Here is a 13,936-nt window from a genome sequence, read left to right as displayed (position 1 = left end):
CATGCCGCACTGCCCTTATCGCCTGAGTCTGCTCGGCGCCATAACCTTTGCCAGCCTGCTCGCCGCGCAGGCGCACGGCGCCGATGCCGCGCTGGAGTTGCAGGCGCAGGAGATCACCGCCGCCGCCATCGACCGCAACGAGAGCGTCGAGGCCGAGCAACTGCAGCGTTACCAGGCCAGCGACCTGCAGGAAGTGTTCGAGTCCAATCCCGAGGTGTCCGTGGCCGGCGGCCCCGGCGTGGCGCAAAAGCTCTACCTGCGCGGCCTGGAGGACACCCTGCTGAACATCAGCATCGACGGCGCCAGCCAGCCGGGGCAGACCTTCCACCATACGGGCCGCATCGGCATCGAGCCGGAGCTGCTCAAGCGCGCCGAAGTTCAGGCCGGCACCGGCGATGCGACTGCCGGGCCGGGCGCGCTGGGCGGCGCGATCCGCTTCGTCACCAAGGACCCGGACGACCTGCTGCGCGATGGCGAGCAGCTCGGTGCGCTGCTCAAGACCGGCTACTTCAGCAATGGCGAGGGCTACAAGAGCAGCGCCAGTGTGTTCGGCCGTTTCAACGAGAACTGGTCGGCGCTGGCCATGACCACCTATCAGGATCAGAACGACTTTGAAGACGGCAACAACGACGACGTGCTGGGTACGGCGGCACGGCAGAAGCTCGGCTTCGCCAAGCTGGTGGGCAAGCTGACTGAGGAGCAGACCCTGCGCCTGAGCTACGAGAAGCGCATTGATGAAGGCGAGCGCAGCCAGCGCCCGCAGTGGATCCCGAGCAGCTTCAATCGCCTGTATCCGCTGAGCACCGAACGCGAGACCTGGACGCTCAACTACGCCTGGCAGCCCGTGAACAACGACCTGCTGGATGTCGAGCTGACCACCTATCACACCACCAACGAGCTGGAGCAGGACGGCCGCTTCGGTCTGTACTTCGGCGATACCCGCAGCACGGGGTTCGACCTGCGCAACACCAGCCGTATCGGCGCGCATCAGCTGACCTATGGCGTCGACTACCGTGATGATCGCACCACCCTTGGTCCAGAGGGTGACCGCGAGCTGGATCACGAAGACGGCGAAGTGCTCGGTGTCTACCTGCAGGACCGCTACCAGATCACCTCGCGCCTGCAGCTCGACGCCGGCCTGCGCTACGACCGCTACAAGCTCGACGACCGCGACAAGCAGACCTTCATCGAGGAAGGCATCAGCCCCAACCTGGGGTTGCGCTACCAGCTGACGCCCGAACTGGCTGTTTTCGCCGGCCAGGCGCGGGCGCTGCGCGGGCCGCAGGTGCGTGATGCCTTCAAGCTCGATGTGTCTGGCAACGACCCGGACCTGAAAGCCGAGAAGGCGCGTACCGACGAAGTCGGCTTCGACTACCGCGACGGTGGTTGGGAGCTGAGCGGCAAGGCCTACGTCACACGGATCAAGGATGCCATCGCCGACCCCATCGGCCGGCCCAATCTGTATGAGAACGTCGGTGATCTGAAGAGCAAGGGTGTGCTGCTCAGCACCGCCTACCACTGGCAGCAGCTCAGCCTGGGGCTGAGCTACCACCGCAATGAGGCGCGTCTGGATGGCGAGCGTCTCAACGTCTACGAATACAACGGTCTGGGCACCAGCCTCGGCGACACCTGGACCGCCTTTGCCGACTACCGTGCCAGCGACAATCTCAACCTCGGCTGGCAGGGGCGCTTCGTGCGCGGCATCGACACCCTGCACACCGGCGTCGGCGATGTCTCCAAGCCAGGCTACGGCGTGCACGACCTGTATGCCGAATGGCAGGCCGTGCCTGAGAGCCTGACGGTGACCCTGACGCTGAAGAACCTGCTGGACAAGCAGTACCTGGATCACGCCAGCAACGAGGACTTCGAGCACATTCCGGACTACGAGGGTATCCGTGGCTCCTACGAGCCAGGTCGTGAACTGCGTCTGGGTCTGGCATGGCGAATCTGATGGGACGAGCAATCGTTGCAGTGATGCTGGGGTTGGCGTTGCTGGCCCCGGTACAGGCGCAGGTGCTGATCGATCTGGCCGGGCGTGAGGTCCAGGTGCCCGAGCGCGTCGAGCGCATCGTGTTGGGCGAGGGCCGTCTGTTGCCGGTGCTGGCCATTCTTGAAGGCGAGCAGTTGCTGGAGCGCCTGGTGGGCATGCCTGCCGATCTGGCGCTGGTCGATCCGGGCAGCGCGCGGCAATACCAGCAGGCCTTTCCCGAGTTGGCCAAGGTGCCGCGCATTGGCCAGGGCGCGGCCGATACTTTCAGCCTGGAGCAGGTACTGACGCTGCGCCCTGATCTGGCCATTTTCAGCCTGTCTGGGCATGGCCCGGACAGCACGCAGGGACGGCTGATCGAGCAGCTGCAGCGCGCCGGAGTGGCGGTGCTGTTCGTTGATTTCCGCGAGCAGCCATTGTTGAACACGCCGCGCAGCATGACCCTGCTCGGCCAGGCGCTGGGTCGTGAGGTGCGTGCCGCAGCCTTCAACGCGGCGCATGCCGAGGCGCTGGCTGCGGTGCGTGAACGCTTGCCACAAGGCGCCGCGCCCAAGGTGTTCCTGCACAGCCGCGCTGGCCTTGGCGAGGGCTGCTGCGAAAGCATGGCGCGCGGCATGTTCGCCGATCTATTGGCCGAGGCCGGCGGCGACAATATCGCCCGCGAGCGTCTGCCCGGCCATGCCGGCACCCTCAGTCTGGAGCTGCTGCTCAGCCAGCCGCCCGAACTGTACATCGCCAGCGCCGTGGGCTCGGCCGACAGCCTGGCTGACGACGCGCCCTATATCGCCCTGGGGCCGGGCGTGACGGCGGATGCGGCGCAGGCCTCGCTCAGGCACCTGCTCGGACGCGGCGGCCTGCAGCATCTGGGTGCCGTACGCGAGGGCAGGGCGCATGCCATCTGGCATGGCTTCTACAACAGCCCGTTCAACGTGGTGGCGGTGCAGGTGTTCGCCAAGTGGCTGTATCCCGAAGCCTTTGTCGATCTCGATCCGCAGAGCACCCTGGAACACTTCTACCGTGAGTTCCAGCCGGTGACGCTGGAAGGCCAGTACTGGATCAGCTCGTGAGTGCGCAGCAGGCGTTGCGCATCGGTTACCGGCGAACCTTGTTGCGGCGCTGGGCTTGCCTGGGCGTGCTGGCGGCGTTGCTGCTGGCCAGTTTCATCGCCGATCTGGCCACCGGCCCGGCTGGCCTGAGCTGGTGGGATGTGGCGCGTGGCTTGTTGCAGCCGCAGCATCTGGACGCCGCGCAGGCGGTGATCATTTTAGAAATTCGCGTGCCCTACGCGCTGATGGCGCTGGTGGTGGGCGCCAGCCTGGGCCTGGCTGGCGCGGAGATGCAGACGGCGTTGAACAACCCCCTGGCCAGCCCCTTCACGCTTGGCGTCGGCGCGGCGGCGACGCTCGGTGCTGCGCTGGTGATCCTGCTGCGGCCCAACCTGGCCGGGCTCAGCGCCGACCTGCTGTTGCCGCTGGCGGCTTTCGTCTGCGCTTTCATTTCCTGCCTACTGCTGCTTCTGGTAGCACGGGTGCTGGGGGAGGCGCTGCACACCCTGGTGCTGTTCGGTATCGCCCTGTTGTTCGGGCTCAATGCGCTGGTCGGGCTGCTGCAGTTTCTCGCCGATGCCGATGCGCTGCAGCAGATCGTGTTCTGGACCCTCGGCAGCCTGGCGCGTGCCGATCTGCAGCGTGTGGGGTTGGTGACTGCGGTGCTTGCCGTGTGCCTGACGCTGGCGCTGCGTCAGGCCTGGGCGATGACCAGCCTGCGCGGCGGTGAGGAACAGGCGCGTAGCCTGGGCATTCGCGTCGGCCGCCTGCGCACTTTCGTGCTGTTGCGGGTCAGCCTGCTGACCGGCGTGGCCACGGCCTTCGTCGGCGAGGTCGGCTTTATCGGCCTGGTCGGGCCGCATGTGGCGCGCCTGTTGCTGGGCGAGGATCACCGCTTCTATCTGCCCGGTAGTGCGCTGGCCGGTGCCTTGCTGTTGTCGCTGGCATCCCTGGCCAGCCGTGCGCTGCTGCCCGGGGTGATCCTGCCGGTGGGGCTGGTCACTGCCGTGATCGGCGTGCCGCTGTTCATTGGTTTGATCCTGGCGCGGGGGCGCAGCTTATGAGCCTGCAGATCGAGGGGCTGGGGCTGAGCTATGGCGCGCGCAGCATCTTGCAGGATCTGAGCCTGCCTGCCATGGAAGCCGGCAGCCTGGTTGGCCTGCTCGGCCCGAACGGCGTCGGCAAATCGTCGCTGTTGCGCGCCATTGCCGGTTTGCAGGCGTGCCAGGGAAAGGCGCGGTTGGGTAATTCGACGCTGAGCGGTGTGCCGCCCTGGCGTCAGCAGGTGCAGGTGGCCTACCTGCCGCAACAATTGCCACAGGCGGTGTCGCTGTTGGCGTATGAGAGTTTGCTGGCGGCGGCGCGGGCGCGTTGTCCGCAGCTTGCTTCGCACGAGCTGACTGCGCGGGTGGAGTCAATCCTGCAGCGCCTGGGCATCGAGCATCTGGCCTTGCAGCGCATGGATCGCCTGTCCGGCGGGCAGCGGCAACTGCTTGGCCTGGCGCAGGCGCTGGTCGGCGAGCCGCAACTGTTGTTGCTTGACGAGCCCACCAGCGCGCTCGATCTGCACTGGCAACTGCGCGTGCTCGACTGCGTCGCCGAGCGTTGCCGCACGGAGCGCACCATCGCTCTGGTGGCTTGCCATGACCTCAACCTGGCGCTGCGGTTCTGCAGTCACCTGCTGTTGCTGGCGCCGGACGGGGCTTACCGTTTCGGCGCTCCCGCCGAGGTGCTGGATGCGCAATGGCTGCGCCGCGCCTACGCCATCGAAGCACGTATCGAACACTGCTCGCTCGGCCAGCCGCTGGTGCTGGCCGATAGTCCTCTGCTCAAGGAAGTCTCACCTCATGCCCAATAGCCATAGCCGTTTTCCCAGCAGCCAGGCGCCGCGCCTGCTTGGGCGCCTGTGCAAGCATTTTTCGCACAAGATCGAGGCGCGCTGGAGCGAGCGCGAAGGCCAGCTGCGTTTCTCCATTGGCGAGTGCATGCTGCAGGCCGATGAACAGACGTTGCAGCTGACCTGCACAGCACCGAGTGCGGCCGAACTGGATGAGTTGCAGGAGGTCATCCGGCGCCATTTGCAGGGCTTCGCCCAGGTGGACGAACTGGTGCTGCAATGGCACTGAAACACAGCTGCGCCAAACTGGCTGAAAGCCCCGCCTGTTCAGCATTTCAGGACGTTTTGTGTGATATCCGGAACGAGATGAAATTAGGGGTAATTTCCGGTTGATCTGAGGGGCGCATGGTCTTAAAGTCCGCGCCCGAACGTCCATGCTGGAAACGATCCATCCGGCTCAAGTACTGACGACGAGAGGTTGCCGGCCGGCGAATGGTCGGTACCGGTGATGCTCGGCGACATGCCTTGGGAAGTAGGCGAACCAAAGTGGGGAAACTGTCAGACGTTCAGGCCAGCGTTTAGCGCGGCCAGCCCCGACACGTAGCGGAACCTGTAAGCGGTTCTGCTGCCCGAATCAATGTGTTCCCGGTTTTGCCATTGGAGTCCCCAGCATGTCGATCAAGGTCGAAGACTATTACGCACCCGCCACTTTCCAGCGCATGAAGGCGTTCGCCGATCAACACGAAACCCCGTTCGTGGTGATCGACCGACAGATCATCGCCGATGCCTACGATCAACTGGGCAACTGCTTCCCGTTCGCCAAGATCTACTACGCGGTCAAGGCCAACCCGGCCACCGAGATCATCGAGCTGCTGCGCGACAAGGGCTCGAGCTTCGACATCGCCTCGATCTACGAGCTGGACAAGGTCATGGCCACCGGCGTCGGCCCGGAGCGCATCAGCTACGGCAACACCATCAAGAAGTCCCGTGATATCCGTTACTTCTTCGACAAGGGTGTGCGCCTGTTCGCCACCGACTCCGAAGCCGACCTGCGCAACATCGCCAAGGCTGCGCCGGGTTCGAAGATTTACGTGCGCATCCTCACCGAAGGCTCCACCAGCGCCGACTGGCCGCTCTCGCGCAAATTCGGCTGCCAGCCGGACATGGCCCTGGACCTGTTGATCCTGGCCAAGCAACTGGGCCTGGTGCCCTACGGCATCTCCTTCCACGTCGGCAGCCAGCAGCGTGATATCGACGTCTGGGACGCCGCCATCGCCAAGGTCAAGGTGATCTTCGAGCGTCTGAAGGAAGAAGACGGCATCACTCTGCAGATGATCAACATGGGCGGCGGCTTCCCGGCCAACTACATCCAGCGCACCAATGACCTGGAAACCTACGCCGAGGAAATCACCCGCTTCCTCAAGGAAGACTTCGGCGACGAACTGCCGGAAATCATCCTCGAGCCGGGCCGCTCTCTGATCGCCAACGCCGGCGTACTGGTTTCCGAGGTGGTGCTGGTGGCACGCAAGTCGCGTACTGCGGTCGAGCGCTGGGTCTATGCCGACGTGGGCAAGTTCAGCGGCCTGATCGAAACCATGGACGAAGCCATCAAGTTCCCGATCTGGACCGAGAAGAAGGGCGAGATGGAAGAGGTGGTGATTGCCGGGCCGACCTGCGACAGCGCCGACATCATGTACGAGAACTACAAGTACGGCCTGCCGCTCAACCTGGCCAGCGGCGACCGCCTGTACTGGCTGTCCACTGGTGCCTACACCACCAGCTACAGCGCCGTGGAGTTCAATGGCTTCCCGCCGCTGAAGTCCTACTACCTGTAAGGCGCTGCAAACCTTAGGTTGCTACCGTAGCCTGGAGGCCATGCCGTGTAGGGTTCGCCATGCGCACCGCACTGATAGTGCTGGTGCGCGCAGCGCACCCTACGGGTGATAGGCCGGCGATGCTGCGTGATGAACGCCCACCTCGTGTGGGCGTTTTCATTTCTGCCCAGAGTCTCTCACCTGCGCTGAATCACCAACCTGGAGCGCTCCATTTGATACGGAGAAAAGGCACTGACATTTTTGTTACAAAAGAGGCTCATGTAAATCATTCGTAAAGATTGATTAAGATTGAATCTCAAATACTATCGCGCGCAGTTTCCATCTGGAGTGACTCTCGTGAGCGATAAACACAACAAGCGTGCACCTTTCCCCCAGCGTCGTCTGCTGGCCTCGGCCGTCAGCCTGGCCCTGCTATCCGGTTTCGCCGTGGCCCAGGAGTCGGCAGTCGAACTGGGCGACGTAACCGTTCAGGGGCAGCAGGACAAGGGCTTCAAGGTCGACAAGGCATCCTCGCCGAAACAGACCGCTGCACTGCTCGATACACCGCAGACGGTCAACGTCATTCCGGAAACCCTGTTCCGTCAGCAGAACGCTCGCACCCTGACCGATGTACTGCGCAATACCCCCGGCATCAGCTTCGAGGCGGGTGAAAACGGTTTCGCCACCGGCACCAACAACTTCAGCCTGCGTGGTTTCAACACCAGCGGCAGCCTGTTCATCGACGGTGCGCGTGACAACGGCAGCTACACCCGCGACGTGTTCAACGTCGAGCAGGTCGAGGTGTTCAAAGGGCCGGCAGCCGACAACGGCCGCGGTGGCGCCGGTGGTTACGTCAACCAGGTGACCAAGACGCCGACCCTGGAAAGCTTCATCGCCGGCGGCGCCAGCTTCGGCTTCGACCAATACGACTCCGAGCCGCGCCGCCGTGCCACGCTCGACACCAACCAGATCATCAACGACAGCAGCGCTTTCCGTCTCAACCTGCTGGTCGAGGACAGCGGCGTCGCGGGCCGTGAGCACGCCGAGAAGAACAGCTGGGGTATCGCCCCGTCGGCGGCCTTCGGTCTGGGCACCGACACTCGCGCTATCGTCGCTTACGAGCACGTCGAGATGAACGACCGCCCGGATCTGGGCGTGGCCGGTGTGACCCTGCGTGACCAGCTCAAGGGTGCCAACACCCCGCTAGATTCCTCGGTGTGGTCGGCCGATCGCGACAAGTACTTCGGTCTCAAGTCCGACTTCGACGACACCACCAGCGATGCGCTGATGTTCCGCCTCGAACATGATTTGTCCACTGGCGTCACCATCAGCAACCAGACGCGTCTGGCCCGCGTTGACCGCCAGGCGCGTTACACCCACGTACTGGATGACGACAACAACGCCAATGCTGCGCTGGTCAACGTACAGCGCCAGCAGTATGACCGCGTCAACACGTCGCTGAGCAACCTGACCAACCTGTCCACTCAGTTCGATACCGCCGGGTTGCGCCACAACCTGTCGGCTGGGCTCGAACTGAGCCGCGAGAAGTCCGAATCATTGGGTTATCAATCGCAGACGCTGCCGGGACTGGTAAACGTATTCGACCCGGACTGGGAACGCAGCGTGCCGGCCGCTCTGGCCCCGCGTGATCGCACCAAGGTCGACGTCGATACCGCCGCGCTCTATGTCTACGACACCATCGAGATCAACCCGCAGTGGCAGTTGACCGGTGGTCTGCGCCTGGAGCAGTACCAGGCGAGCATCAGCAACAAACGTCTGGATGGCAGTGCCGCACCGGGTGATGATTTCGACGACACCGAACTGAGCCTCGGCGGCAAGCTGGGCGTGGTCTACAAGCCACTGCCGAACGGCAGTGTCTACGCGGCCTACGGTGTGTCTACCCAGCCGCCGGGTTCCTACCTGTCCAACTCGGATATCTCCCGTAGCGACCAGGGGTTGCCGGCGCTGATCAAGGGCGCCGATCCGGTGCGTGCGCACAGCTACGAGATTGGCACCAAGTGGGACTTCTTCGACAGCCGTCTGTCGACCACCGCTGCGCTGTTCTACACCGAGAAAAAGAAGGTCGCGATTACCGGTCTGGATGTCGGGCAAACAGGCGCCGCTACGCTCAAGGGCTATGGCGAGCAGGTGGTCAAAGGCCTGGAGCTGGGCGCCAGTGGCAAGATCACCGACAACTGGGATGTCTTCGGCGGCATCGTGTTCATGGACAGCGAGCGCAAGCACAGCGCCTATCTGGATGACGTGCGTCGTCGTGCCAATAGTGGCGACTACGGCAGTGAGCTGCGCACCGATGGTGATGAACTGGCCTTCACGCCCAAGGTCTCCGGCAACCTGTGGACGACCTACCGCCTGCCCGTCGGCCTGACCCTGGGCCTGGGCGCCCAGCACGTCGGTTCGTCCTACCTGGGGCGTCCGGATGACGTCGAGCGTATTGTCGCCAATGGTCGCTACGGGCGTGTCCCGAGCTACACCACCTTCGCCGCGATGGCCAGCTATGAGGTCAATGCCAATGTGGACGTGCGCCTGAACATCGACAACCTCACCAATGAGGAATACGTCAGCTCGGCCAACTGGCAGGGTCGCCGTGCATTGCTGGGTGATCCGCGTACCTTCACCCTGAGCACCAACTTCCACTTCTAAGCACGTTTGAGTGGTACAACGCCCCGATTGCAGCGCAGTCGGGGCGTTTTCATTTTGGTGGCGACAGCAGATCGGGCTTCTGTCCGAGTGCTGCAGCCCTTTAGAATCATTCGCAACGGCGATTGGCCCTGGAGAACCCCGAACATGATGCTGAGCATTCCCGACGTGCTGAATGCCGAACAGCTGCAGCAGTGCCGCACCGCGCTCGCCGGCGGCAACTGGCAGGATGGCCGGCTGACGGCTGGGCACCAGGCGGTGAACGTCAAGGCCAACCAGCAGCTCGCTCAGGATGATCCGCTGACGCAGCAGCTGGGCGATTTCATCCTGGCCTGCCTGGCCCAGCATCCGCGTTTCATGGCTGCCGCGTTGCCGCTGAAAGTGGTGCCGCCGCGTTTCAATCGTTACGCCGAGGGCGGCACCTACGGCGACCATATCGACAATGCGGTATTCAGCGTGCCGGGCACGCCGCATCGTATTCGTGCCGACCTGTCGGCCACCCTGTTCTTCAGCGAGCCGGACGAGTACGACGGCGGTGAACTGGTGGTGCAGGACCAGCGCATCAAACTGCCGGCCGGCCATCTGGTCCTCTATTCCAGCGGCAGCCTGCATCGGGTCGAACCGGTGACCCGCGGCGCGCGTCTGGCCTCGTTCTTCTGGGTGCAGAGCCTGGTGCGCCAGGACGAGCAGCGCAACGTGCTGCTGGAACTCGATGACAGCATCCAGGCGCTGCGCCAGCAGGTGCCAGACAGCCCAGAGCTAGTGCGCTTGACCGGGATTTACCACAACCTGCTGCGGCAATGGACGCAGACCTGAGCGCTCGATCCATCACCCTGATCCCACGCACCGACCCGCCGAGTAACAGCATGCCATTGCCCACGCTGCAGCAGATTCCCCAGACCATCGCCGCTGTCGTCGACTACGAGCCCTATGCCCGCGAACGTATGAGCGAGCAGGCCTGGGCCTACCTGGCCGGCGGCGCGGCGGATGAGCTGACCCTGGCGGACAACCGGGCGGCGTTCGAGCGCCTGCGTCTGCGTAGCCGAGTGCTGCAAGACCTGAGCGGTGGCAATACGCGGCTGCGTCTGTTCGGCCAGGATTTCGCCCACCCGATCTTTCTTGCGCCGGTGGCGTACCAGAAGCTTGCCCATCCCGACGGCGAATTGGCCAGCGTACTCGCGGCAGCTGCACTGGGCGCGGGCATGGTGGTCAGTACCCAGGCCAGTGTCGAGCTGGAAGCGATCGCGGCGCAGGCGCAAGCGCCGCTGTGGTTCCAGCTGTATATCCAGCCTGATCGCGAGTTCACTGCGGCCTTGATCCGCCGTGCAGAAAGCGCCGGCTACCAGGCGCTGGTGCTGACGGTGGATGCCCCGGTCAACGGCGTGCGCAATCGCGAGCAGCGCGCCGGCTTCGCCCTGCCGGCGGGTGTCGAGGCGGTCAATCTACGTGGGATGCGACCCTTGCAGGCGCAGGCCGATTCGCAGAACAGCAGCCTGCTCCTGGGCGGCCCGTTGCTGGCCGCGGCGCCGACCTGGGCCGACCTCACCTGGCTGCGCGAGCAGACGCGTTTGCCGATTCTGCTCAAGGGCATCATGAGCGGCGTCGATGCCGAACAGGCGCTGGCGGCGGGCGTGGATGGCCTGATCGTCTCCAACCATGGCGGACGTACGCTGGACGGCCTGCCGGCTACCATCGACGTGCTGCCCGAAATCGCCGCTGCTGTGCAGGGCAGGGTGCCGCTATTGCTCGACGGAGGCATTCGCCGTGGCAGCGATATCCTCAAGGCGCTGGCGTTGGGTGCGGACGCCGTGCTGGTTGGCAGGCCCTACGTCTTTGGCTTGGCAGCGGCCGGTGCGGTCGGGGTAGCGCACGTGCTGCAGCTGCTGCGCGCGGAGCTGGAGGTGGCCATGGCCCTGACCGGTTGCGCCGACCTGGCCAGCATCGGGCCGGATGTGATCTGGCGTCCTGCCACTCGCTAGACGGACATTCTTTGGCAGATGGCTTCTATGGCCAATGTTCGCGCCATGTCGAGTTGGCTACGGCTTACTACTCGATGATCTGCCGCTGATGACTGCAGTGGTGTGGCTTCACACCTGAAGGGTCGGCAATTGCTAGAAAGCAGAACGCCAGCCTCAGGGCTAATGCTGATCAGATAAGTTCTTTACCACCCCCTCCTACTTGCAGCAGAGGGGGCGTTTTTCGTAGGAGCCAGCTTGCTGGCGATGCTTTTTATGGCGTATCACCGGCAAGCCGGCACCTACAAAGATCGAGTGCAACGGCTTAACTGACTGGCATTAGCTCCAGAGCTGGCGTTTTGCGTTGTGGGGTGACAGTCAGAATTCGACTACTGCCGACAGCCAAAGGCGACGACCTTCTTCCATCACGCCAGTGGTGGACTGGGTGCTCTGGATGTAGTCCGTACCGTAGGCCGTGCCATTGGCTGCACCACTGTTGGCGTAAGTGGTATAGGCCTTGCCTTTGACGAAGTCCTTGTCGAGCAGGTTGTAGATTGCCGCGTTGAGCGTCACGTTTTCCGAGGCTTTGAACGAGCCACCCAGATGGAACAGGGTGTAGGCCTTGGTGTTCTTGCCCAGGGTGTCGTAGATCGACTGGTTGGTGGAGTAGCTGCCATTGGCGTTGGCCAGATTTTCGTACTTCGAGGTAAAGCGAGCACGCTCACCACGGTACTCGCTCTTCAGCCAAAGGTTGAGGCGATCAGTGGTCTGCCAGGCGAGCTTGGCATTGGCCAGGTGCTCAGGAGTATTGGTCAGCGGTTCGCCTTTGTTGTCGCCGCTTTTCTGTTCGCTGTCGGTGTAGGTGTAGTTGCCTGAAAGTGTCCAGGCCGGAGCGAAGTTCCAGCTCGCGGCGAGTTCCAGGCCCTGGGTCACGGCTTCGTCGATGTTGATCTGCTGGGCGCAGGTACCACCGGTGTTGCCAGCGCACAGCGGGTCGGTAACCGGGTCACCGGTGGCGATCTTGTCCTTGAATTTGTTGTGGAACAGGGTGGCGTTGGCATTGAAACCGGCCAGGCTGTCGAAGTACACGCCGAATTCGGTGCTGGTGGTGGTTTCGGGTTCCAGGTCCGGGTTGCCGATGGTGATAATGGTGCCCTGGCCGGTGACGCCGTTGATGCCGCTGTGCAGATCATTCAGATCCGGCGTGCGATAGCCACGGCTGACACCACCCTTGAGCGTCCAGTTGTCGGTTGTATTCCATACCAGATAAGCGCGCGGGCTGACGTGGCCGCCGAAGGCTTCGTGGTCGTCATAGCGAGCGCCCAGTGTCAGTGCCAAATCATCGCGCAGGCGCCATTCATCCTCGGCGAAGAGTGCCCAGGTTTTCTGCTCGAAATCGTCCAGGGCGATGCCGTCGGTCATTTCGGCTTTCCACCACTGACCGCCGAGCGTCGCAACGTGTGATTCGCCAATTGGCGCTACGAGTTTGGTGTCGAAAACCAGATTGGTGGTTTCCAGATCTCGATCGTCACCGATGAGTGTGCCCGGGATTCCGGAGCTGTTGCCGATCACATTACCCGGAATGGTGCGGCCGATGGTTTCGGTACGGTTGTGCATCAGGCTGGAATCCAGAGTGCCGAAGCCCAATCGTGCGCTGTGGGTCAGGGCAATCTGCTCACGCTCGAAGCGTAATTCGTCGGCATAGCCGTTGGCGGTGGTGGCGCTGGCAGTGCAGTCGCGGTTCAAACCATCCAGGCTGCCGAGCTGGCACTCGTCGTTGTTGTACTTCTGGCGGCTGCGCTCGATGTCCAGGCCGAAGTCGTGATTCTCATGCGGGGTGAGAGTCAGGCGTGCGCCCAGATTGTTGGTCCCGCCATCGACTGGAGATGGGCCGCGCTTGCTGACTTCAACGCCATTGCCGTAGCTCAGATCGGACTCTTCACGATTGAACAGGCTGCCTCGTACCTGCAGGCCGAGCAGGTCGTCTACCAGCGGGCCACTGGCATAGATGCTGGTGCTGCGGGTATCGCCGAAATCGCGATTCTCCTGATAGGTGTAATCCTGGGTCAAAGAGCCGGTCCACTCCTTGCCGACTTTACGGGTGATGATGTTGATCACCCCGCCCATGGCATCGGAACCATAAAGGGTCGACATGGGCCCACGAATCACTTCGATACGTTCGATGGCGGACAGCGGCGGCATGAAGCTGGTGGACGTCTCATTGAAACCGTTAGGGGTGACGTTGCCGGCTGCGTTCTGTCGGCGGCCATCGATCAGGATCAGGGTGTATTGGCTGGGCATGCCACGGATGCTGATGTTCAGCCCGCCAGTTTTTCCGGTGCCCTGGCCGATGTCGATACCCTCGACGTCACCCAGTGCCTGTGCAAGGTTGTTGTAGCGCTTCTGTTGCAACTCCTCGCGGCTGATCACGCTGATGCTGGCGGGGGCTTCGGTGATCTTCTGTTCGAAGCCGGAAGCACTGACGACCACATCGCCCAGGGCGATAGGCTCGTTGGCCTGGGCGCCGAAACTGGCGGCCAAGGCAATGGCGCTGGCCAAGGCGGTGCGGGAATTGAGGGCGGACATCGATCTACTCCTGGCAGTAAGAGGGTGCAGTCGGAACGGTTGCAGACGGCCGG

The 13,936-nt window shown here is 63.2% G+C and carries 10 protein-coding genes; 9 read left to right on the top strand and 1 reads right to left on the bottom strand.

Going from position 1 to position 13,936, the window contains the following annotated elements; genetic code table 11:
* Position 1: 1 nt before the first annotated feature.
* From INS93_RS01530 to INS93_RS01490, 9 genes are all read left to right on the top strand, one after another.
* Positions 2–1,951 carry a TonB-dependent receptor domain-containing protein gene (locus tag INS93_RS01530; protein WP_192980043.1) on the top strand — a complete coding sequence of 650 codons (1,950 nt, stop codon included), beginning with the start codon at positions 2–4 and terminating at the stop codon, positions 1,949–1,951.
* A complete protein-coding gene (locus INS93_RS01525; protein WP_192980042.1) occupies positions 1,951–3,054 on the top strand; it encodes an ABC transporter substrate-binding protein in 1,104 nt (367 codons plus the stop codon). The genes INS93_RS01530 and INS93_RS01525 overlap by 1 nt, the downstream gene beginning before the upstream one ends.
* Entirely contained in the window at positions 3,051–4,097 is a 1,047-nt protein-coding gene (locus tag INS93_RS01520; RefSeq protein WP_319017529.1) for an iron ABC transporter permease, read from the top strand. Before INS93_RS01525 ends, INS93_RS01520 begins: the two co-directional genes overlap by 4 nt.
* The gene (locus INS93_RS01515) at positions 4,094–4,891 is read left to right on the top strand and encodes an ABC transporter ATP-binding protein (RefSeq protein ID WP_192980041.1); all 798 of its coding nucleotides are present in this window, start codon (positions 4,094–4,096) and stop codon (positions 4,889–4,891) included. Before INS93_RS01520 ends, INS93_RS01515 begins: the two co-directional genes overlap by 4 nt.
* On the top strand, positions 4,881–5,159 hold the full coding sequence (locus INS93_RS01510) for a DUF2218 domain-containing protein (RefSeq protein WP_192980040.1): 279 nt from the start codon (positions 4,881–4,883) through the stop codon (positions 5,157–5,159). The genes INS93_RS01515 and INS93_RS01510 overlap by 11 nt, the downstream gene beginning before the upstream one ends.
* A 382-nt stretch (positions 5,160–5,541) precedes the next feature.
* A complete protein-coding gene (locus tag INS93_RS01505; RefSeq protein WP_017678861.1) occupies positions 5,542–6,705 on the top strand; it encodes a type III PLP-dependent enzyme in 1,164 nt (387 codons plus the stop codon).
* Between the two features lie 336 nt (positions 6,706–7,041).
* Complete coding sequence (locus INS93_RS01500) at positions 7,042–9,345, top strand: TonB-dependent receptor (RefSeq protein WP_192980039.1); 2,304 nt, start codon at positions 7,042–7,044, stop codon at positions 9,343–9,345.
* Positions 9,346–9,489: 144 nt separating this feature from the next.
* Complete coding sequence (locus INS93_RS01495; RefSeq protein WP_192980038.1) at positions 9,490–10,158, top strand: Fe2+-dependent dioxygenase; 669 nt, start codon at positions 9,490–9,492, stop codon at positions 10,156–10,158.
* 50 nt (positions 10,159–10,208) lie between these two features.
* Positions 10,209–11,321, top strand: a complete 1,113-nt coding sequence (locus INS93_RS01490; RefSeq protein WP_192980037.1) for an alpha-hydroxy acid oxidase — start codon at positions 10,209–10,211, stop codon at positions 11,319–11,321.
* 354 nt (positions 11,322–11,675) lie between these two features.
* Here INS93_RS01490 and INS93_RS01485 read toward each other — a convergent pair whose 3' ends face one another.
* Positions 11,676–13,883: a TonB-dependent receptor domain-containing protein gene (locus INS93_RS01485; protein ID WP_192980036.1), complete on the bottom strand. Its 2,208-nt coding sequence runs from the start codon at positions 13,881–13,883 to the stop codon at positions 11,676–11,678.
* Positions 13,884–13,936 lie beyond the last annotated feature (53 nt).

The sequence above is a fragment of the Pseudomonas sp. EggHat1 genome (genome assembly GCF_014892995.1).
GTDB classification, from domain to species: Bacteria; Pseudomonadota; Gammaproteobacteria; order Pseudomonadales; family Pseudomonadaceae; genus Aquipseudomonas; species Aquipseudomonas chaetocerotis.
Note: the sequence above shows the minus strand (reverse complement) of the source record. Positions and strands in the feature narration are given on the sequence as shown.